The 20,323-nt window shown below is 43.0% G+C and carries 17 protein-coding genes and 1 pseudogene; 17 read left to right on the top strand and 1 reads right to left on the bottom strand.

The window, feature by feature from the left end:
• The first annotated feature begins 223 nt into the window (after window positions 1-223).
• From accD to NOM01_RS01480, 6 genes and pseudogenes are all read left to right on the top strand, one after another.
• Window positions 224-1,081 (top strand): acetyl-CoA carboxylase, carboxyltransferase subunit beta, encoded by an 858-nt coding sequence (gene accD / locus NOM01_RS01505; RefSeq protein ID WP_255745774.1) that lies wholly within the window; start codon window positions 224-226, stop codon window positions 1,079-1,081.
• Window positions 1,081-2,088 carry an acetyl-CoA carboxylase carboxyl transferase subunit alpha gene (gene accA / locus NOM01_RS01500; protein WP_255745771.1) on the top strand — a complete coding sequence of 336 codons (1,008 nt, stop codon included), beginning with the start codon at window positions 1,081-1,083 and terminating at the stop codon, window positions 2,086-2,088. The genes accD and accA overlap by 1 nt, the downstream gene beginning before the upstream one ends.
• A 30-nt stretch (window positions 2,089-2,118) precedes the next feature.
• Window positions 2,119-3,078, top strand: coding sequence for a 6-phosphofructokinase (gene pfkA, locus NOM01_RS01495; RefSeq protein WP_255746003.1), 960 nt, complete (start codon window positions 2,119-2,121; stop codon window positions 3,076-3,078).
• A 21-nt stretch (window positions 3,079-3,099) separates the two neighbouring features.
• A pseudogene (gene pyk, locus NOM01_RS01490) lies at window positions 3,100-4,536 on the top strand (pyruvate kinase); the annotation flags it as partial.
• 277 nt (window positions 4,537-4,813) lie between these two features.
• Complete coding sequence (locus NOM01_RS01485; protein WP_255745769.1) at window positions 4,814-5,236, top strand: acyl-CoA thioesterase; 423 nt, start codon at window positions 4,814-4,816, stop codon at window positions 5,234-5,236.
• A gap of 19 nt (window positions 5,237-5,255) precedes the next feature.
• The gene (locus NOM01_RS01480) at window positions 5,256-5,657 is read left to right on the top strand and encodes an FxsA family protein (protein WP_255745767.1); all 402 of its coding nucleotides are present in this window, start codon (window positions 5,256-5,258) and stop codon (window positions 5,655-5,657) included.
• Window positions 5,658-5,662: 5 nt separating this feature from the next.
• On the opposite strand, the gene ytvI is transcribed toward NOM01_RS01480, so the two are convergent.
• Window positions 5,663-6,802: a sporulation integral membrane protein YtvI gene (gene ytvI / locus NOM01_RS01475; RefSeq protein WP_255745765.1), complete on the bottom strand. Its 1,140-nt coding sequence runs from the start codon at window positions 6,800-6,802 to the stop codon at window positions 5,663-5,665.
• Window positions 6,803-7,165: 363 nt separating this feature from the next.
• On the opposite strand from ytvI, the gene citZ reads away from it, so the two are divergent.
• The 11 genes from citZ (at window position 7,166) to coaE (ending at window position 20,273) form a co-directional block, all read left to right on the top strand.
• The gene (gene citZ, locus NOM01_RS01470) at window positions 7,166-8,281 is read left to right on the top strand and encodes a citrate synthase (RefSeq protein ID WP_304654715.1); all 1,116 of its coding nucleotides are present in this window, start codon (window positions 7,166-7,168) and stop codon (window positions 8,279-8,281) included.
• Window positions 8,282-8,353: 72 nt separating this feature from the next.
• Window positions 8,354-9,637, top strand: coding sequence for an NADP-dependent isocitrate dehydrogenase (gene icd / locus NOM01_RS01465; protein ID WP_255745762.1), 1,284 nt, complete (start codon window positions 8,354-8,356; stop codon window positions 9,635-9,637).
• A gap of 262 nt (window positions 9,638-9,899) precedes the next feature.
• Window positions 9,900-10,835, top strand: coding sequence for a phosphate ABC transporter substrate-binding protein (locus NOM01_RS01460; RefSeq protein WP_255745760.1), 936 nt, complete (start codon window positions 9,900-9,902; stop codon window positions 10,833-10,835).
• Window positions 10,836-10,964: 129 nt separating this feature from the next.
• The gene (gene pstC / locus NOM01_RS01455; protein WP_255745758.1) at window positions 10,965-11,930 is read left to right on the top strand and encodes a phosphate ABC transporter permease subunit PstC; all 966 of its coding nucleotides are present in this window, start codon (window positions 10,965-10,967) and stop codon (window positions 11,928-11,930) included.
• Window positions 11,927-12,811: a phosphate ABC transporter permease PstA gene (gene pstA, locus NOM01_RS01450; RefSeq protein WP_255745756.1), complete on the top strand. Its 885-nt coding sequence runs from the start codon at window positions 11,927-11,929 to the stop codon at window positions 12,809-12,811. Before pstC ends, pstA begins: the two co-directional genes overlap by 4 nt.
• Window positions 12,812-12,835: 24 nt before the next feature.
• Complete coding sequence (gene pstB / locus NOM01_RS01445; protein ID WP_255746000.1) at window positions 12,836-13,639, top strand: phosphate ABC transporter ATP-binding protein PstB; 804 nt, start codon at window positions 12,836-12,838, stop codon at window positions 13,637-13,639.
• 71 nt (window positions 13,640-13,710) lie between these two features.
• Window positions 13,711-14,406 carry a response regulator transcription factor gene (locus NOM01_RS01440; protein WP_255745755.1) on the top strand — a complete coding sequence of 232 codons (696 nt, stop codon included), beginning with the start codon at window positions 13,711-13,713 and terminating at the stop codon, window positions 14,404-14,406.
• Window positions 14,387-16,099 (top strand): two-component system histidine kinase PnpS, encoded by a 1,713-nt coding sequence (gene pnpS, locus NOM01_RS01435; RefSeq protein WP_255745754.1) that lies wholly within the window; start codon window positions 14,387-14,389, stop codon window positions 16,097-16,099. The genes NOM01_RS01440 and pnpS overlap by 20 nt, the downstream gene beginning before the upstream one ends.
• A gap of 69 nt (window positions 16,100-16,168) precedes the next feature.
• Window positions 16,169-18,799 (top strand): DNA polymerase I, encoded by a 2,631-nt coding sequence (gene polA / locus NOM01_RS01430; protein ID WP_255745753.1) that lies wholly within the window; start codon window positions 16,169-16,171, stop codon window positions 18,797-18,799.
• A gap of 32 nt (window positions 18,800-18,831) precedes the next feature.
• Window positions 18,832-19,671 carry a DNA-formamidopyrimidine glycosylase gene (gene mutM / locus NOM01_RS01425; RefSeq protein WP_255745752.1) on the top strand — a complete coding sequence of 280 codons (840 nt, stop codon included), beginning with the start codon at window positions 18,832-18,834 and terminating at the stop codon, window positions 19,669-19,671.
• Window positions 19,668-20,273 (top strand): dephospho-CoA kinase, encoded by a 606-nt coding sequence (gene coaE / locus NOM01_RS01420; RefSeq protein ID WP_255745751.1) that lies wholly within the window; start codon window positions 19,668-19,670, stop codon window positions 20,271-20,273. Before mutM ends, coaE begins: the two co-directional genes overlap by 4 nt.
• Window positions 20,274-20,323: the final 50 nt, after the last annotated feature.

Raw genomic sequence — 20,323 nt, 5'->3', positions numbered from 1 at the left:
TTGTTATAATGATGAAGTTTAGGATTTTTTTCACGGATATCCGAAAGATCATGGAATACGTCACTATTTATTTTTTTTATTTACTTATATCTTCATTTTTCATTGTTCCGCAATCCGTTTTCTGTAAGTAATCGACGATTTCATGAATTATGCGTGAAGAAAAAGTGACATGTTGTATTGTAAGATGAAATTTCAGCTTTGACAAAGTAAGAGGGTGATATACTTGATGAAGGACTTTTTTACCAAGAAAAAAAAGTATGCAACAGTCCCATCCGCAAAGGCAAGGCAGGATGTTCCAGAGGGCATTGTCCGTAAATGTCCAAAATGTAAAAAGATCATGTATGTCAAAGAGTTGAGCAAGCATTTGTTTGTTTGCCAATCTTGCGGGTATCATTATCCAATAGGTGCCCATGATCGTGCAGAGATGCTCTTCGACCAAGATTCATATGTAGCGTTCGATGAGAAGATGGTGTCATTGAATCCTCTCCAGTTTCCAAATTATATGAACAAGCTGGAGTCTGATCGAAAGAAAACCGGACTGAACGAGGCTGTTTGGACCGGTAAAGGTACGATTGAAGGTTTCGAGGCAGCTGTTGCCATTATGGACAAGGGATTTCGAATGGGGAGCATGGGATCGGTCGTCGGTGAGAAAATTACTCGTTTGATTGAATATGCCGGTAAGAATGGTATTCCTGTCATTATCTTTTCTGCATCAGGCGGCGCTCGCATGCAGGAAGGCGTTCTCAGCCTAATGCAGATGGCTAAGACAAGCGGTGCATTGAAGGCTTTCAGTGAGAACGGCGGGCTTTATATTTCCATTATGACCCACCCGACAACCGGTGGGGTTTCGGCAAGCTTTGCTTCCCTTGGCGATTACAATTTTGCTGAACCCGGTGCTTTAATTGGATTTGCCGGGCGACGCATTATTGAACAGACGATTGGCGAGGAACTGCCGGATGACTTCCAAACTGCGGAATTTTTGCTGAAACACGGGCAGCTTGACCAAGTCATCCCTCGTTCCGAATTGAGAACTGTTCTTGGGCAGGTCTTGTCGATCCACGCTGAAGGAGGTGCCGAATAATGGGACCGGAATTAGATTTTGAAAAACCGATTCTTGAGCTCCAAGAAAAGATTTCGGAATTAAAGAAGTTCATGAATGAGAAAGGCATTGATCTTTCTGACGAGCTGAATCATCTGCAGGAGCGCCTTGCGGATCTTGAAAAAGATACTTATGGCAGCATGACCCCTTGGGAACGTGTTCGCGTCGCGAGAAAGCTTAATCGCCCGACGACGTTAGATTACATTCCGCTCTTATTCACAGATTTCATTGAATGTCATGGTGACCGCCTATATGGAGATGATTCTGCGATCGTCTCCGGGATTGCAAAGTTTCATGGGCGTCCTGTTACGGTGATCGGAGAGCAGCGCGGACGAGATACAAAAGAAAACATTATGCGCAATTTTGGAAGTCCGCATCCGGAGGGCTACCGCAAAGCATTGCGTCTGATGAAACAAGCGGACAAGTTTCACCGCCCGATTATTACGTTTATTGACACAAAAGGTGCTTTTCCCGGTAAAGCTGCCGAAGAACGAGGACAAAGCGAAGCTATCGCTCGAAATCTTTTTGAAATGTCCGGACTTTCAGTTCCGGTTATTAGTGTGGTGATTGGCGAAGGTGCAAGCGGCGGCGCTCTCGCAATCGGAGTTGGCAACCAAATTTTAATGTTGGAGAATGCTTGGTATTCGGTCATATCGCCTGAAGGAGCTGCCGCATTATTGTGGAAAGATGCGGGCAAAGCAGAAGAAGCAGCGAAAACGATGAAAATTACCGGATCCGATTTGAAAAAACTTGGTATTATTGATAAACTGATTCCGGAGGTTTTGGGCGGTGCTCATCATGATCCGAAGAAGCAGGCAGCATTCATTGATCAAGCGCTTATTGAGTCCTTTGAGGAATTAAGCCAGTTAACCGCTGACCAGATTCGCAACCAGCGCTTAGCCAAGTACCGGGCAATCGGCAATTATGAGACAGTCCAGGAAAATCAAACCAATCATTCAATTTTTTCTTATTCATCAGATAGGCAATAGCATTGACACTAAAATGAGGTGATTGTTGTGATGAAAAAGATTGGCGTTCTGACAAGCGGCGGCGATGCGCCGGGGATGAACGCAGCAGTCCGAGCAGTTGTAAGGTCTGCTATTTATCGCGGTGTTGAGGTTTACGGTATTTATCATGGTTACAAAGGCTTGATTACAGGGAATATCAAGAAGCTTGAAGTCTCCGATGTTGGCGATATTGTACAGCGAGGAGGAACCGTTCTCTATACTGCGCGATGTGAAGAATTTAAAACAGAAGAAGGCCGTGCCATTGCCATTGAACAATTGAAAAAGTTTGGCATTGAGGGCTTGGTTGTTATCGGCGGCGATGGTTCTTTTATGGGCGGAGTTAAATTGACTCAGCTCGGCTTTCCTACGATCGGGATCCCCGGAACGATTGACAATGATATTCCGGGAACGGACTTCACCCTTGGTTTTGATACGGCATTGAACACGATTATCGATGCCATTGATAAAATTCGCGATACAGCGACATCGCACGAGCGCCGCTTTATCATTGAAGTTATGGGTCGCGGCTGCGGTGATCTTGCTATGTGGTCAGGTCTTGCCGATGGAGCTGAATCAATTCTGATTCCGGAAACAAAAGAAGATCTTGATAACATCGTTGAACGATTAAATCGTGGTATTGAACGCGGCAAGAAACACAGTATTATTATTGTAGCTGAAGGTGTAGGCAGTGCGGACGAAGTAGCCAAGGCAATCAAAGCCAAAACGAATATGGATACCAGGGTTACGGTTCTTGGTCATGTTCAACGCGGCGGTGCGCCGACTGCTTTTGACCGTGTATTGGCAGCACGAATGGGCAATAAGGCTGTCGATCTGCTTCTGAGCGGCGATAAAGGAAAGATGATCGCCATTCAGAATAATCAAATCGTAGCTCATGACATACTTGATCTACTTACAAAAAAACATGAGTTTAACGAAGATCTGTATAAGTTAGCAAAAGTACTATCCATATAAATTGTTGGAGGGAATTAATTAATGAAAAAGACAAAGATTGTTTGTACACTGGGACCATCAAGCGATACGGTTGAAACACTTGTAAAGATGATCAACGCCGGCATGAACGTTGCGCGTTTCAATTTTTCACACGGTGATCATGAAGAACACCATCAAAAAGTACTTAACCTTAGAAAGGCAATGCAGATTACTGGTAAGACGATCGGTATTCTGCTTGATACAAAGGGTCCTGAAATCAGAACTCATGATATGGCTACTAAGGAAGTTCTTCTTGAAGAAGGCAAATCCGTTGATATTTCAACGACCGAAGTTGCCGGAACTGCCGACAAATTCTCCATTACTTATGCAGAATTGATCGATGATGTTAATGTAGGTTCTAAAATTTTGATTGATGACGGCTTGGTTGAACTCGAAGTTACAGGTATCGATAAAGAAGCCGGACTTATTCATAACAAGATTTTAAACACAGGTGTTTTGAAGAGCAAAAAAGGTATCATCGTACCTAATGTCAGCATCAACCTTCCTGGTATGACTGAAAAAGATGCAGACGATATTGTCTTTGGCATCGGCGAAGGTATCGATTTCATTGCAGCTTCATTTGTTCGGCATGCTTCAGATGTTAATGACATCCGTAATCTGTGTAAAGAACACGGTGCTGATGACGTGCACATCTTCCCTAAAATCGAAAGCCAAGAAGCAGTCGACAATATTGAAGAAATTCTTGAAGTGTCTGACGGCCTCATGATCGCACGTGGCGACCTTGGCGTTGAAATTCCGCCGGAAGATGTTCCGCTCGTTCAAAAACGACTCATTAAAATGTGCAACAAAGTCGGTAAGACGGTTATCACTGCAACACAGATGCTTGATTCTATGATCCGCAACCCGCGTTGTACACGCGCTGAAGCCAGCGACGTTGCAAACGCAATTTTTGACGGAACAGATGCAATCATGCTTTCTGGTGAGTCTGCATCCGGTAAATGGCCGGTAGAAGCCGTTACAACGATGAATAACATTGCGTTGAAGGCTGAATCTGCTTTAGACTATAAGAGCATTCTCAAGAAATTGAGTGATTCAAGCGAACCGACTGTCACCGCTGCAATTGGTGAAGCAGTTGCTCATACGGCACTGAACCTTAATGTTGGCGCAATTATTACAGCAACGGTGAGCGGCTATACTGCACGTGTTGTTTCTCACTACCGTCCAAAAGCTCCAGTTATTGCGGTAACAAGCTCTGAACGTGTTGCTCACAAAATGTGCCTTGCTTGGGGCGTAACTCCAGTATTGAGCGAAATTGCAAAAACGACCGATCAAATGTTTGAAATTGCTGTTGACAGCGGCAAGAAAACTGATCTTGTAAAAGACGGCGATCTTGTTGTCATCACTGCAGGACTTCCAGTTGCAGCATCAGGCAAAACAAACGTTATGCGTGTGCACACTGTTGGAGAAAATCTGACACAAGCATAATTTAATGGCTATGGGGACGGTCAATGATCAAACCCAGCAACGTTTCATTTTTATTCGTACCACCAATCATTTATGATAAGAGAAGGCACATTTATGTGCCTTCTCTTAAATTTTTTACAAAACTAAGAAAGCATAAAGATTTAAGTGTAAGCGGCCCAGGAAAAAAGTGCTTTGATTAACAGCGGCTCACTTCTGTGAGCAAAGCGAAAGCCACCGCATCCTGCGGAAGTTATGAGGGTAAAGCAAATTTTGAAACAGGAGTGTTTTTATTATGAACGGAAATGAGACAAAAATCGTCGTTCGGTATAACGAAACGGACAAAATGGGTATTGTTCATCACAGTCAATATGTGAATTATTTTGAAATTGCACGAACAGATTTTATTCAGCAGTTAGGCATTTCGTATCGAGAAATTGAGGAAAAGGGCTTTATGATGCCGGTTCTTGGCGTTGAGGTACACTATCATAAGCCGGCTCAATATGACGATACACTCCTTGTCGAAACAACAATTGGCGCTTACGACAGTATTAAATTAACGTTTGATTATAAAATCTACAGAGAAAAAGACCGAAAATTGCTCGTTGACGGATCGAGTTCCCACTGCTGGACAGATCTATCTCTGCGTCCCGTTTCGATACGACGAAAAAATCCGGATCTTCATGCGTTAATTGTCAAAGCTTCAAAGCAAGCATAAAACTAAAGGAGTCTTGTTGGTGCTGAAAAAAATACTGCTTGTCTTAATGCTTTATGCACTTGCTGAGGTATGCGTGCTAATTTATGTCGGACAGCTGATCGGCGGATTCAACTTAATTATGATTCTTATATTGTCCATTATGCTTGGTGTCTGGACTGTAAGAAGACAAGGTTTTATCATTTTGCAGAAGATCAGCGATGATATAAATCAGAGACGGATGCCCAATGAACCGCTGCTGGATGGTGCTTGCCTGCTCTTCGGCGGTATACTGTTGTGCGCGCCAGGTCTCATTAGTGATGTCACAGGTCTTTTACTCCTGATTCCTGCATTTAGAATCCTATTGATCAAGCGTTTAAAAAGATGGATTCGCGAACGGATCAATCAGGGGGGCATTACGTTCATCTCATTTAGAAAACGATAATTTACTCATGCTTTCTTGCCAAGAATGTATCTCCATATTGCCTGCCAGGTACCGGCATAATATAATGTTTTAATCACGACGAGGACAAGCGGTCCAATAATAATGCCGGCAATACCGACCCAACGAAAGCCGAAGTAAATAGAAACGAGTGAAGCAAGCGGATCGATACCGATGTTCACTGACAATATTTTGGGTTCCACGAGTTGTCTCTGAATGATGGCGGCAATGTAAAGACTAGTCAGGCTGATCGTGAAAAAGTAATGGTGCATGAAAAACTGATAAAGAATCCATGGGATAAAGACTGCGCCGGTTCCTAGATAGGGAATGAGATCGACGATGCCGGTGATTAACGCAATGGTCAGTGGGTGAGGTACTCTTAGAATAAGAAGTCCCGCATAGACAATAACAACGGTCATGAACACGAGTAAAAATTGGGCTCGTACAAAACCAATGCATGTTTTTTTTAACTCAGTCAAAACTTTGTCAATAGGCCTTCCAATTGAAGAATGAGCACTGAATGCATGGAAACGTACCTTGATCCGTTCAGAATCCTTTGATAAGAAAAATGAAGCGAGAAAGATAAAAACAGCAGAAATGATTGTATCTGGAATCGTCGCAACAAATTGTGTCAGATTCGCGAGTAATTGTCCTGCAAGATCATTAAGCATCTCGACAAGTGTTCCCGCCATACTCTCTACATTAAGCTGTATCGCTTTTTGCTGCACGCTTGGTAGTCCAGAAAAAATATGCAGCGCCTGTTCCCATGAGGGAAGCAGATTAGAGAAAAAAAATGTCTGCATATCTCCGATGAGCACTTGAATTTCATTTGGGACTGAACGAGAAAATGAAGATACGCCTTTGATCAGAGCAATTGCAAAAAACAATAGGACACCAATAGATAGCGAAAAGAAGAGAAAAAGAACAACAAATGAGGCTGCTCCCCTGGGCAGCCCCGTTTTTTTTTCGATGAATACCACTATAGGATTGATTAAGAATGCAAGCGCACATGCGATGAGAAAGGGCAATGCATAGCGGAAGGCGAGCATCAAGACCGCGACAGTTACTGCGGTTGCGGCTGCGACAACAAGGGTACGTAAAATTATGAATAGACCGGCTATGAACGGTTGTGATTCCCGAGAGTTCATGTCTCATCCCCACCTCAATTTTATACATATGCGGACAAGCGGCTAATATACACTTGAAAAAAGGTGTGCGTAAAGATTTATCGTGGTTATTGTTCACAAAGTCTGCTTAAGCAGATATAATCAAGATAACAATTTTGCATAAGAACCATAACATTCAGTGATATTTAATTGAAAAATCATATTTTTCATCATTATTTTTGCATCTGTTCATGAAGAGTTCAGAAAACTGTACTACTATTAAATAATAGGTTGCAATGAAGTGCTGATTTTTTGACTCTAGATATTTATCAAATAAAGGAAGCAACAATAGATTCATTGTTCGCATTCCGAGAGCTAGGTGCTACATTCAAGGAGGGGATTAATTTGGTGATGACAAGAGGTTTGGAAGGTATTGTTGCAACAACTTCAGCAATTAGTTCAATTAAAGATGATGTGCTCATGTATCGAGGGTACAGTATTCAGGATTTAGCTGAATTGTCTACTTTTGAAGAAGTCGTTTATATGCTTTGGAATGGCGAACTCCCTACTGCTGAACAGCTCAGTCAATTCAAATTAGCCCTTGCAGAGAATGCAGCGGTGCCAGATGACTTGTTTACGATCATGAAGATGTATCCGTTTGACCATGTACACCCTATGGCCGTCTTAAGAACTGCAGTTTCGAATTTGGCCATGTATGATCCTGATGCTGAGTTGATGGATCAGCAATCGAATAAGAATAAAGCACTACGCATTCAGGCGAAAATTGCGACACTTGTTGCCGGATTTTCCAGAATCAGGAAAGGACTCGATCCTATAGCTCCAAATAAGTCATTGGGGTTCGCAGCCAACTTTCTCTATATGCTTAAAGACCAAGTGCCATCTGAGACTGAGGCGAAGATGTTCGATAAAGCGCTGATTCTTCATGCCGATCATGAACTGAATGCCTCAACGTTTACGGCACGTGTATGTGTGGCGACACTATCAGATATGTACTCTGGAATTACATCGGCGATTGGTGCCTTGAAGGGACCGCTTCATGGTGGTGCGAATGAACAGGTTATGCATATGTTGGAGAAAATCGGTTCCATTGAGTGGGTAAATGATTACATTTCGAATGCACTTCAAAATAAGAAAAAAATAATGGGGTTCGGTCACCGTGTTTATAAAAACGGCGATCCTCGTGCCAAAATATTGAAAACAATGGCGAAAAAAGTGAGTGATCTTAAAGGAGACTCGCGGCTATATGATATGTCGGTTAAAATTGAGAATCTAATCAAAGAGAAAAAAGGGTTACTACCGAATACCGACTTTTATTCAGCGACCCTCTACCATGACTTGGGTATTGATCACGACTTGTTTACACCGGTCTTTGCGATTAGCAGAACATCCGGGTGGGCGGCGCACATTATGGAACAATACAATGACAACCGGCTCATCCGACCGCGTGCCGAATATAATGGTGAGCATCTAAGAAAAGTTGTGCCGATTGATCAGCGCTAAATAGGTGTTGATGATGGAGAACTCATAAAGTCTAGAAGAAAATGTGGCTTTAACAGACAATGACAAAAATGTATGGAGGTACATACTGTGACACATGAACAACAAATTTTCGTACAAAACGGCATATTGAACGTACCAAATAATCCGCTTATTCCTTATGTGGAAGGTGACGGTATTGGCCCGGAAATCTGGGCGGCGGCATCGCGCGTTTTTAACGCTGCTGTAGAAAAGGCTTATCAAGGCGATCGAAAAATAATTTGGAAGGAAGTGCTGGCCGGTCAGAAAGCGTTCGATCAAACAGGCGAATGGCTTCCTCAGGAAACAGTTGACGCAATGAAAAAGTATGTCGTTGCGATTAAAGGCCCACTTACAACACCAGTAGGCGGCGGCATTCGCTCACTAAACGTCACATTGCGCCAGCAGCTTGATCTATTCACCTGTCTGCGTCCGGTACGTCACTTTGAAGGTGTTCCTTCACCAGTAAAGCATCCGGAACGTGTTGACATGGTAATTTTTCGAGAAAATACAGAAGACATTTATGCCGGAATTGAATTTGAATCTGAATCTCCTAAGGCAAAGAAGATCATCCAGTTCCTCCAAAATGAAATGGATGTAACAAATATTCGTTTCCCAAAGACATCGGGAATCGGCGTTAAGCCTGTATCTAAAGAAGGAACTGAGCGTCTGGTCCGTGCGGCAATCCGCTATGCAATCAAAGAAGGACGAAAGAGTGTAACACTTGTCCATAAAGGAAATATCATGAAATTTACGGAAGGTGCGTTCAAAAATTGGGGCTATGCGCTTGCGGAACGTGAATTTTCGGAACAGACCTTTACGTGGAAGCAATATGGAGCAATTTCTGCAGAACAAGGTAAAGAAGCAGCAGATAAAGCCCAGAGAGATGCACTAAGCAGCGGACGTATTTTAATTAAAGATGCAATTGCTGACAATTTTCTGCAACAGATCTTGCTGCATCCGAGTGAATATGATGTCGTTGCGACCATGAATTTGGATGGCGACTACATTTCTGATGCACTTGCAGCACAAGTCGGCGGTATCGGAATTGCCCCCGGTGCGAATATTAATTATGAGACAGGCACGGCTTTATTTGAAGCGACTCATGGTACTGCACCGACATTTGCGGGCCAGGATAAAGTCAATCCATCATCTGTGATTCTCTCCGGGGTCATGATGTTTGAGTATCTGGGCTGGTATGAGCCGGCTGAATTAATTGTCAGTGCAATTGAAAAGACGATTGCAAGCAGAATTGTAACCTTTGATTTTGCTCAGCTTATGGAAAATGCGACTGAAGTAAAGTGCTCGCAGTTTGCCGATGCATTAATCAATCATTTATAAAAAGCAATATATAGCTTCATTTAACTTAGGTAAAGAGAGAAGGCAAACGTCTTCTCTCTTTTTTAGTGTGAATTTGTATCATAATAAACCTATTTCTCGTGCATTATTGATCTGGTGCTGGCCATGCTATAGACAAAGGATTTTGTTCGACATTATTCGTCTTTACAAAACCTTTACAATTCGTTTATATTCGTTTAAAAGTCAAGCCTTATTATAAGAAGTGCAATAAGGTGACTCAACATTCTGAGGGGGAAATATTCAAATGAAAAAGAAAAACTTGCTCGCGATTGCACTGGTTTTCGTTCTTTCTTTAACACTCATTCTTAGTGGTTGCGGAAACGGAAGCGGAAGCAGTTCGTCAGACAGCAGCAGTTCTTCTAAAGATTCAAGTTCTTCATCTGCAGCACTATCAGGTAAAATCACAATCGGCGGTTCAACAGCTCTTCAACCGCTGGCAGCACAAGTTGCTAAGGAATTCATGGAAAAAAATCCTGATGTTCAGATCGAAGTGCAAGGCGGAGGCAGTGGTACAGGCCTAAGCGAAGCACAAGATGGCAACTTTGACATTGGTATGTCTGATGTGTTCGCAGAAAGCAAATCAAACATCGATGCAAAAGCTCTCAAAGATTATCAAGTTGCAGTAGTTGGTATGACAGCAGCAGTAAATCCTAAAGCTGGCGTTAAGAACCTGTCAAAAGCAGATCTCCAAAAAGTATTTACTGGCCAAGTTAAGAACTGGAAAGAAGTCGGCGGAAAAGATCTGAAGATCACATTGGTTAACCGTCCTGACGGTTCTGGTACTCGCGCAACATTCGACCAATTTGCTCTTGATAACAAGACTCCTGCCGAAGGTATTACTCAGGACTCAACAAACACTGTGAAGAAAATTATCTCTGAAACTCCTGGCGCAGTGGGCTACATGGCACTCTCATATTTCACAGCAAATGATACTTCAGTAACGAAGCTTTCTATTGACGGCGTTGAAGCTTCTGATGACAATGTTGCTTCTGGCAAATTCCCTGTATGGGCTTATGAACATATGTACACAAAAGGCGAACCATCGAAATTGGTTAAAGCATTCCTTGACTTCATGATGAGCGATGCTGTACAGACTAAAGATGTTCCGGCTCAAGGTTATCTCTCCGTTAAGAATATGAAAGTACAGCGCGATGCTGAAGGTAAACAAACAGATAAATAATTGTCCAAGATATTGCAGGACAAATTAAATACAAAGTAAAGTCCAATGGCGGCTTAAGCGGGAAGGTCTGTGACGTCCCGCTTGTCGTCATATGGGCGTCTCTTGAATAATTGTAAATGAGGTGTGAGGATGAAAATCGGCAAAATGGTTACGGATGCGGCACCTGCATCTAGCAGCAGATCAAAGCTGATTAATGAAAAAGGTTTTTTTTCACGGTTGACCGACCGCACGAGCGAGAGCAGGGGAAAACTGCTCATTTATGGCAGTGCATTGCTTATGATCGTTGCGGTAACAGCAATCACATTGTTTTTAACAGTACAAGGTCTTCGTTCTTTTGTTGTTGATCGCCTTAATTTTTGGACGTTTATTACGGGAACAGAATGGTTTCCAGATCGCGCAGAAAACCCCTCCTTCGGCGCGTTTCCTTTCATTTTCGGATCAATGGCTGTAACATTTTTGGCTGCGCTCATTGCGACACCGATTGCGATCGGTACTGCTATATTTATGGCTGAAATTGCAAAAAAATGGGGCGCAAAAATTATGCAGCCCGTTATTGAAATATTAGTTGGCATACCTTCTGTTGTCTATGGTTTAATTGGCTTGTCGATCATAGTTCCGTTTATGCGTCAGCATTTCGGCGGAACCGGATTTAATCTGATCACCGGAGCAATTGTTGTCGGCATCATGATTTTACCGACTGTAGCGAGTATAGCGGCAGACAGCATCCGTGCAGTACCTGATTCCCTGCGCCAAGCTTCTTACGCCATCGGTGCAACAAAATGGCAGACAATCTGGCGTGTCGTGATACCTGCAGCGGGATCTAGTTTGCTTACTGCGATTATCTTAGGCATGTCACGAGCCTTCGGTGAAGCACTTGCCGTACAGATGGTTATTGGTAACGTGGGAAAAATTCCTACGTCGATTCTTGATCCATCAGCAACGCTAACGACAATTATTACTTTAAGTATGGGTCATACAACGACAGGAAGTTTGCTCAATGATGCACTATGGTCACTTGGATTAATCCTGCTGCTGATTTCCTATGTGTTTATCGTCATCATTCGTTTCATAGGAAAGAGGGGAGAAAAACGATGAACAGTAAAATGACGAATCGAATTGCCCTCTCTGTTATTATTGCATGTGCTGCGGCAATGGCAGCCATACTGGTTTCGATGCTGGGTTATATTTTAGTACAGGGTGTCTCAAGCATTTCTTGGCATTTTCTTACGACATCCGCAAGCCCGTTTTTAGCTGGAGGCGGTATTAAAGATCAACTATGGAACTCATTTTACGTGTTAGTTATTACGATGCTGCTGACCGTTCCTATTGGCGTGTGCGGGGGAATCTATCTTGCTGAATATGCCAAACCGGGCAGATTAACATCTTTTATCAGAACATGCGTTGAAGTACTGGCTTCTCTTCCATCAATCGTTGTAGGTATGTTCGGTATGCTAGTATTCGTTAATTATTTTGGATTTAAATATTCGGTCTTCTCCGGTGCACTCGCATTGACTGTTTTCAACCTTCCAGTCATTGTACGTGTTACGGAAGACGGCTTTCATGCACTATCACGTCATCAAAAAGAAGGTGGGCTGGCACTTGGACTGACTCACTGGCACACAATTAAAACAATTCTTCTTCCTGCAGCTTTTCCAAGTATTTTGACTGGCATCATTCTGTCAGCAGGACGCGTTTTTGGGGAATCAGCAGCATTACTGTTTACCGCTGGTCTTTCGACGCCGGATCTTGATTTTGGTAATTGGAACCCTGCATCACCAAACTCGCCTCTGAATCTGTTTCGTTCAGCAGAGACGCTTTCGGTTCATATTTGGTCTGTAAATACAGGGGGAATCATGCCGGACGTACAGACGATTGCCAATGGATCGGCTGCGGTTCTAGTTATCTGTGTTCTGCTCTTTAACTTATTTGCACGTATGCTCGGAAAAGTAATTAATCAAAAATTTTCAGGAAAATAAGCGGGAGGAATGGATATGATTCAAATGGAGAAAAATATTGTTTCTTTTACAAATAATACAGTGACTAAGGAACTTCCGATTCAGATCAAAGTGGAGAATGTCAATATTTTTTATGGTGATAATCATGCAGTTAAAGATGTCAATCTTCCCATTCATGAGAAATCAATCACTGCTTTGATTGGACCGTCTGGATGCGGAAAATCAACATTTCTCCGAACGATTAATCGAATGAATGATTTGATTCCTTCTGCGCGATGTGAAGGAACGATCGGTTATAAGGACGTCAATATTCTCAATCCTAAGATAGATGTTGTTCAGTTGCGCAAAGAAATAGGCATGGTGTTTCAGCAGCCTAACCCGTTCCCAAAATCGATCAGCGAGAATATTCAGCTTCCGCTTCGATTTGCCGGAGTACGCAGTAAGAAAATATTGAAGGAAGCTACGGAAGATTGCCTGAAACAGGTTGGACTTTGGGATGAGGTAAAGGATCGGTTGGATCGTTCAGCAACGAGTCTTTCGGGTGGTCAGCAGCAGCGTCTCTGTATTGCACGGGCACTCGCACTTAAACCAGATGTCATTTTGCTCGACGAACCAACATCTGCGCTGGACCCAGTTTCCAGTTCGAAAATTGAAGAACTACTGCTTGAACTTAAGAACAGCTATACAATTATTATCGTGACACATAATATGCAGCAGGCTGCTCGTATTGCGGACTATACGGCATTCTTCTACCAAGGCGAGCTGATTGAATTCGGTCAAACGAGAACTTTATTTACCAATCCGGAAAAACAGAGCACGTCCGACTATATTTCCGGACGCTTTGGTTGATTCGTCAAGCTCATTGCTGAATCTTTCGTTCAAAATTGTTATGATAAAGAGAGTAGCAAGGAGTGGTGTGTTTGGCAAAGAAAATTATGGTTGTGGATGATGAGCCGTCAATTGTGACGCTTCTATCCTTTAATCTGAAAAAATCAGGATATGATGTTCTTACTGCAACAAACGGTACGGATGCTTTGCAGCTTGCAAGAGATACACGACCGGATTTGATCGTGCTTGACTTGATGCTTCCAGGTATGGACGGTATGGATGTGTGCAAACAGCTACGCCAAGAGAAACAATTTATTCCGATACTGATGCTAACTGCCAAAGACGATGAATTTGATAAAATACTTGGTTTGGAATTAGGGGCCGATGACTATATGACCAAACCATTCAGCCCGCGTGAAGTAGTGGCTCGTGTTAAGGCCATCTTAAGGCGTACTGAACTTGGCAAACAAGAACAAAATGAAGTACTTGCAATCGGTGACTTAAAAGTATATCCGAATAATTTTGAAGCGGTTTTTAAGGGCGATGAAATGGTTCTGACACCTAAGGAGTTTGAACTCTTGGTCTATATGATGGAGCATAAAGGCAGAGTTCTGACGCGTGAACAACTACTTAATGCAGTATGGAACTATGATTTTGCTGGTGATACCCGGATTGTTGATGTTCATGTCAGCCATCTCCGCGAAAAAATTGAAGATGTAACGCGAAAACCGCTATATATTAAAACAGTTCGAGGGTTGGGTTATAAATTTGAAGAGCCAAAGATTTGATACAAGAATTTGGATGCGGTGGGGATTTGTTCTCGCTTGTTTGTTTTTTATCGTCTATGTTTCAAACGAAGTCATACAAGTGGCTCTTCTTCACGACGATCAGCGAACAATGAACGCCCGCGCCAATTCGATCGAATCGATCGCTGTTCTTCGTGGGCAGGTTCCGCCGGCTGAATATGAATCGGCTATTTCTCAATTTGCCAAAAAGGAACAGATAAAGATTTCACTTTATAACGAAGACCGGAAGCTGATCTTTGCTACAGCAGGCAAAGAGAAGAATACGCTTGATCTGATGGATGGTATGCATCAATCGGGCGATTCTTTAGTGTACATAAAAAAAATGAAATCAGATAGTGAAGCTATCGGTTATTTAAAAATTACCGGACTTAAAACTGTGATCGTCGGTCTTGATTTAGTCTATTTCTTTTTTGTTGTGGCCGGTATCGCGGTACTTGCCTATCGAGATCATTTAGTGCGATCTTATTCAATGCCAATACGGTTTGCCGCCAGAATGGCTGAGAACCTTCTCGAAGGTTCTTATAATATGATTGCTTCGGATCAAGCAAAACGTGAAAGTATACTTCGTCTTAACTTAGCAATGAATCGTATCTCAGATGCGATGCACGAGCTTAATCGATCCTATACTCGCCAACAAGACAGTATGTCCACTTTGATTGAAAATATAGGAAACGGTTTGCTATTCATTGACGGTGTCGGGCGTATAAATTATGTCAACCAAACATTTAAAGAAGACTTTCAGACGAGTGCATCACATTGGGAACTCGCCGATTATCATGAGGTGGTTCCTTATGAGGAAGTTCGGGAACTTATCGATGAGGCTTTCGAGACAAAAGAAAAGTTAAAGCGTCAGCTGCATCTTTCCGTCCACATCGAACGGAAACATTTTGATGTTTCATGTGCACCTGTTCTGAATAAGCACAATAAGGTAAGAGGAATCGTAGTTGTTTTTCACGACATCACTGCGATCAAAAAACTGGAGAATACGCGTAAAGATTTTGTTGCCAATGTCTCTCATGAACTAAGAACACCAGTCACATCGCTGATCGGGTTTGCAGAAACGCTGATTGACGGAGCAAGAGACGATAAGGAATTGGAAGACCAATTTTTGCATATTATGCTCCATGAAGGACGGCGCCTGCAGAGCTTGATCACTGATTTACTTGAACTGTCGAAGATTGAGCGAGAACATTTCAAGCTTCAAATGAGTCAAGTTTCATTAAGTAATGTGCTGGATAGTGTGTTGTTCATGCTTAAAGAAAAGGCGGACGCTAAAGATATTCACCTGAGACATGAGCAAGGCGATGAAGGTATTATTATGGGCGACTCATTTCGTATTCGTGAGATTATGATTAACCTCATTTCCAACGCGATTTCATATACACCGGAAAATGGCGATGTTTCCGTTTCGATTCACGAACGTGATCAGGAGACAGATTTCATCGTCGCTGATACAGGAATGGGAATCGAAAAAGATCAGATACCTCGTATTTTTGAACGCTTTTATCGTGTAGATAAAGCTAGGAGCAGAGACTCGGGAGGTACAGGTCTGGGACTTGCGATAGTCAAGCATCTCGTTGAGGCACATGGAGGACAAATCCATGTGGACAGCGAACTTGGGAAAGGGTCGACGTTCACGATCACCTTTAAAAAATCCCCATATCTAATTGGATAAATAACCTGTGTTGCTTTAGAATATAAGAATAAGCAACACAGGTTTTCTTTTGCTTTCAGGAGGAACATGATGAAAAAATTAGTTTTAATTGACGGAAATAATGTTGTATACCGCGCTTTTTTTGCTTTGCCGCTGCTTAGCAATAATCAAGGCATGTACACCAACGCAGTCTACGGTTTCACGATGATGTTAATGAAAGTTATTGAGGAAGAACAGCCCACTCATTTGCTTGTTGCTTTTGACGCAGGCAAGACGACGTTCCGTCATGAAACCTATAAAGAATATAAAGGCGGTCGTCAGAAGACGCCACCGGAATTATCACAGCAATTTCCGCTTGTACATCAATTGCTCGATGCAATGGCAATCAAACGCTATGAACTTGACAATTACGAAGCAGATGATATTGTCGGGACGCTTGCCAGAAAAGCCCATCATGATGGATTCGAAGTTCGAATTGTGACAGGGGACAAAGACTACCTTCAGCTTGTTGATGAAGATGTTCGGGTGTCATTGATACGCAAAGGTATTACTGATACCGTTGATTATGATGCAGACAAAGTACGCGAACGCTATGGAATCGACCCGCGGGAAGTTATTGACCTAAAGGGGCTCATGGGCGATGCATCAGACAATATTCCCGGTGTTCCCGGTGTCGGAGAAAAAACAGCAATCAAACTTCTTAAGCAGTTTAAAACCGTTGAGGGCGTTTATGATCATATTGATGAAGTGTCAGGTAAAAAGCTAAAAGAAAAGTTGGAATTAAATAAAGATCAGGCATTGCTGAGTAAACGAATTGCAACGATTGACAATGATTCGCCTATAGAAGTGACGACCGATTCATGCGCATATACACATGAATTTAACGATCAATTGAAAGATTTATTCCGTGAGTTAGGCTTCCAATCTCTTCTTGATAAATTAGATGCAAATGGATCGGATCAAAGTGAAACAGAGGCTGTGGCTATTTCTGTTCACACCGTGACCGAATTTTCATCAGAGCAACTTGTTTCACCAAGTGCGCTGATCGTTCAAATGCTTGAGGAAAACTATCATTACGGCGAAATCAATGGTTTTGCTGTCGCAAACGACACAGGTACATATTTTATTGATACCGAAGACGCACTGAAAGACGAATGCTTCCGCAAGTGGCTGGAAGATCCCAAACAGAAAAAGGTGCTTCTTGACAGCAAACAGGCCGAAGTTGCCTTGAAATGGCGCGGTATTTCGCTAAAGGGCATTGCTTTTGATGTCCGTTTAGCCACCTATTTGATTGATTCATCAGAAGCAGGACAAGACTTGGCACTTCTTGCCACAAAACGCGGTATTTCTAATATTGAAACCGACGATGCTTTCTATGGAAAAGGTGCGAAAAGAAAGATACCTGAAGGAGATGGGCAAGCGCAGCATCTTGGCAGAAAGGCAGCGGCGCTGCTGCAGTTGGAACCGAAATTGATTCAGGAACTGAATGAGAATAAGCAGAAAAAATTGCTTTTTGATCTAGAGCTGCCGCTTGCACGAGTACTTGCACAGATGGAATTTACAGGGATCCGAGCAAGCAGTGAAACCTTGAAAGCTATGGGCGATGAGCTTGACCGAACGCTGAATATTATTGAACAGGATATCTATTCGATGGCAGGTGTAACCTTCAATATTAATTCACCGAAACAGCTGGGTGAAATTTTATTTGAGAAACTGATGCTTCCGCCGGTCAAGAAAACGAAAACAGGCTATTCAACTGCAGCAGATGTTCTTGAAAAGCTGCGCGGCCGACATGAAATTATTGACAAAATTCTGGATTTTCGTCAGTTAGGCAAATTAAAATCAACGTATGTAGTGGGCCTGCTCAAGGTCATCAATCCGGAAACGGGACGAGTGCACACGTGTTATAACCAGGCGTTAACACAAACCGGAAGACTCAGTTCGACCGATCCGAACTTGCAGAACATCCCGATTCGACTTGAGGAAGGCAGAAAAATCCGCAAAGCATTTCTTCCAAGCGAAGACGGCTGGCAGATTTTCTCTGCAGACTATTCACAAATTGAACTGCGCGTCTTGGCACATATTGCTGATGACGAAAACTTGAAACAGGCATTTATTGATGGTATGGATATCCATACGAAAACGGCGATGGACGTATTCGGCGTCGAAAAGGACGAGGTTACCTCACTAATGCGCCGTCATGCGAAAGCAGTCAACTTCGGCATTATTTACGGAATCAGCGATTATGGGCTTTCGCAAAACCTTGGAATCACTCGAAAAGATGCTGCTCGATTTATTGAAAAATACCTGCAAAGCTATCCGGGTGTTCACCAATATATGGAGAATATTGTGAAGCAGGCGAGATCAGAAGGATATGTGACAACACTGCTCAACCGTCGTCGCTATTTGCCCGACATCAACAGTCGCAATTTTAACAGCCGAAGCTTTGCTGAACGCACAGCGATGAACACGCCGATTCAGGGCAGCGCGGCCGATGTAATTAAGAAGGCAATGATCGTCATGGATCAACGGCTTAAAGAAGAAAAACTCAAATCGCGAATGCTGCTTCAGGTACACGATGAGTTGATCTTTGAGGTGCCAGAGCAAGAACTAGAAACGATGAGCAAACTTGTGCCCGAAGTCATGGAACATGCGATTCAATTGAGCGTTCCGCTAAAGGTTGAGCGTTCCTATGGACCAACTTGGTATGATGCAAAATAAAGTCGCAGCACAGGTGTTGAGGGGGAAGTCGTTTGCCGGAATTACCAGAAGTGGAAACTGTGAAGAGAACGTTGAATGAGCTTGTTATTGGAAAAACGGTGAAAAGTGTTGACGTACGCTGGCCGAATATTATCCGTCGACCAATAGACATTAATCAATTCAAAGCTCAATTGATTGGGGAAACGCTGACGGATGTGCAGCGTCGCGGAAAATTTTTGCTGCTTGATTTCGATGATCTTGTCCTTGTATCACATCTGAGGATGGAAGGGCGATATCGCTTGGATCCGGAAAGTGAGCCACTTGATGCTTATACTCATGTGATCTTTCACTTTACCGATAATACTGCACTTCGTTATCGGGATGTTCGCAAATTCGGCACCATGCATCTTTTTGATAAAGGTGATGAATGGAATCATCTGCCGCTTTCAAAGCTTGGTCCCGAGCCGCTGTCCTCAGATCTGACCGAAGAGTATCTTGCGGCTGCCTGCCGAAATACAAAGAGAACGATAAAACAAGTGCTACTTGATCAGACCGTTCTTGTCGGACTTGGGAATATTTATGTTGATGAATCCTTATTTAAGGCTGGTGTTCACCCGACGACTGTCGCTTGCACACTAACTGGCGATCAATTGAGTCGAATTATAAAGGCAATTGTTGAGACATTGAGTGAAGCCGTTAAGCAGGGCGGCAGCACAATCCGCACGTTTGTGAACAGTCAAGGTCATATGGGACTTTTTCAACAGCAATTAAATGTGTACGGAAGAACGGGTGAGCCTTGCATACGTTGCGGCACGCCAATTGAAAAAATAAAAGTTGGCGGACGCGGGACACATTTTTGCCCGGTTTGCCAACCAAGAGGTTCGAAAAAATGAAGAAAATCGGAGTGACAGGCGGGATCGCAAGCGGGAAAAGCACCATTTCACACTGGCTGATACAACACGGCTACCCGGTTATTGATGCCGATAAAATCTCGCGTGAGATCGTTGTTCCGGGAGAACCAGCGCTTGCAAAAATCGCTGAACATTTTGGAGAAACGATGATTTTGCCGACAGGTGAACTGGATCGGAGAAAATTGGGTGCTCTTGTCTTTCAGGACAGCATTAAACGTCATCAATTAGATGAACTTCTACATCCCATCATTCGTTGTCGGATGAACGAAACACTGGATCAACTTGAGAAACAAGGTGCCCGTGTTGTTTTTTTGGATATTCCGCTCCTGTATGAAAACGGCTTGGAATCTTGGGTTGATCAGACTTTGGTTGTAGCTGTGACTGAAGAAAATCAGTTGCATCGGCTCATGTCCAGAAATAAATTGACTGAGCATCAGGCGCGTGCACGTATCGCTTCGCAAATCCCGCTGCTTGATAAAGTGAAAAGAGCAGATGCAGTGATTGACAATAATGGTTCGATTCAGGAGTCTGAAGCTCAGCTTCGCCGTTTGCTGCGCCGCTGGTCTATTTTGGATGAGACATGAGCATAACTTGCCTGCCTTTTCATAAGTTGCCATGTAGGATACAATAGATT

The sequence above is a fragment of the Sporolactobacillus sp. STSJ-5 genome, assembly GCF_024385605.1.
GTDB lineage: Bacteria > Bacillota > Bacilli > Bacillales > Sporolactobacillaceae > Sporolactobacillus.
Note: the sequence above shows the minus strand (reverse complement) of the source record. Positions and strands in the feature narration are given on the sequence as shown.

Bases quoted from the DNA above. Each gene is read 5' to 3' on its own strand.
- icd (WP_255745762.1), top strand. From the start codon at position 8,354: ATGGAGGTACATACTGTGACACATGAACAACAAATTTTCGTACAAAAC.
- NOM01_RS01485 (WP_255745769.1), top strand. From the start codon at position 4,814: ATGAACGGAAATGAGACAAAAATCGTCGTTCGGTATAACGAAACGGAC.
- coaE (WP_255745751.1), top strand. From the start codon at position 19,668: ATGAAGAAAATCGGAGTGACAGGCGGGATCGCAAGCGGGAAAAGCACC.
- NOM01_RS01460 (WP_255745760.1), top strand. From the start codon at position 9,900: ATGAAAAAGAAAAACTTGCTCGCGATTGCACTGGTTTTCGTTCTTTCT.
- pstC (WP_255745758.1), top strand. From the start codon at position 10,965: ATGAAAATCGGCAAAATGGTTACGGATGCGGCACCTGCATCTAGCAGC.
- pfkA (WP_255746003.1), top strand. From the start codon at position 2,119: ATGAAAAAGATTGGCGTTCTGACAAGCGGCGGCGATGCGCCGGGGATG.
- pstA (WP_255745756.1), top strand. From the start codon at position 11,927: ATGAACAGTAAAATGACGAATCGAATTGCCCTCTCTGTTATTATTGCA.
- polA (WP_255745753.1), top strand. From the start codon at position 16,169: ATGAAAAAATTAGTTTTAATTGACGGAAATAATGTTGTATACCGCGCT.
- accA (WP_255745771.1), top strand. From the start codon at position 1,081: ATGGGACCGGAATTAGATTTTGAAAAACCGATTCTTGAGCTCCAAGAA.
- ytvI (WP_255745765.1), bottom strand. From the start codon at position 6,802: ATGAACTCTCGGGAATCACAACCGTTCATAGCCGGTCTATTCATAATT.
- pstB (WP_255746000.1), top strand. From the start codon at position 12,836: ATGGAGAAAAATATTGTTTCTTTTACAAATAATACAGTGACTAAGGAA.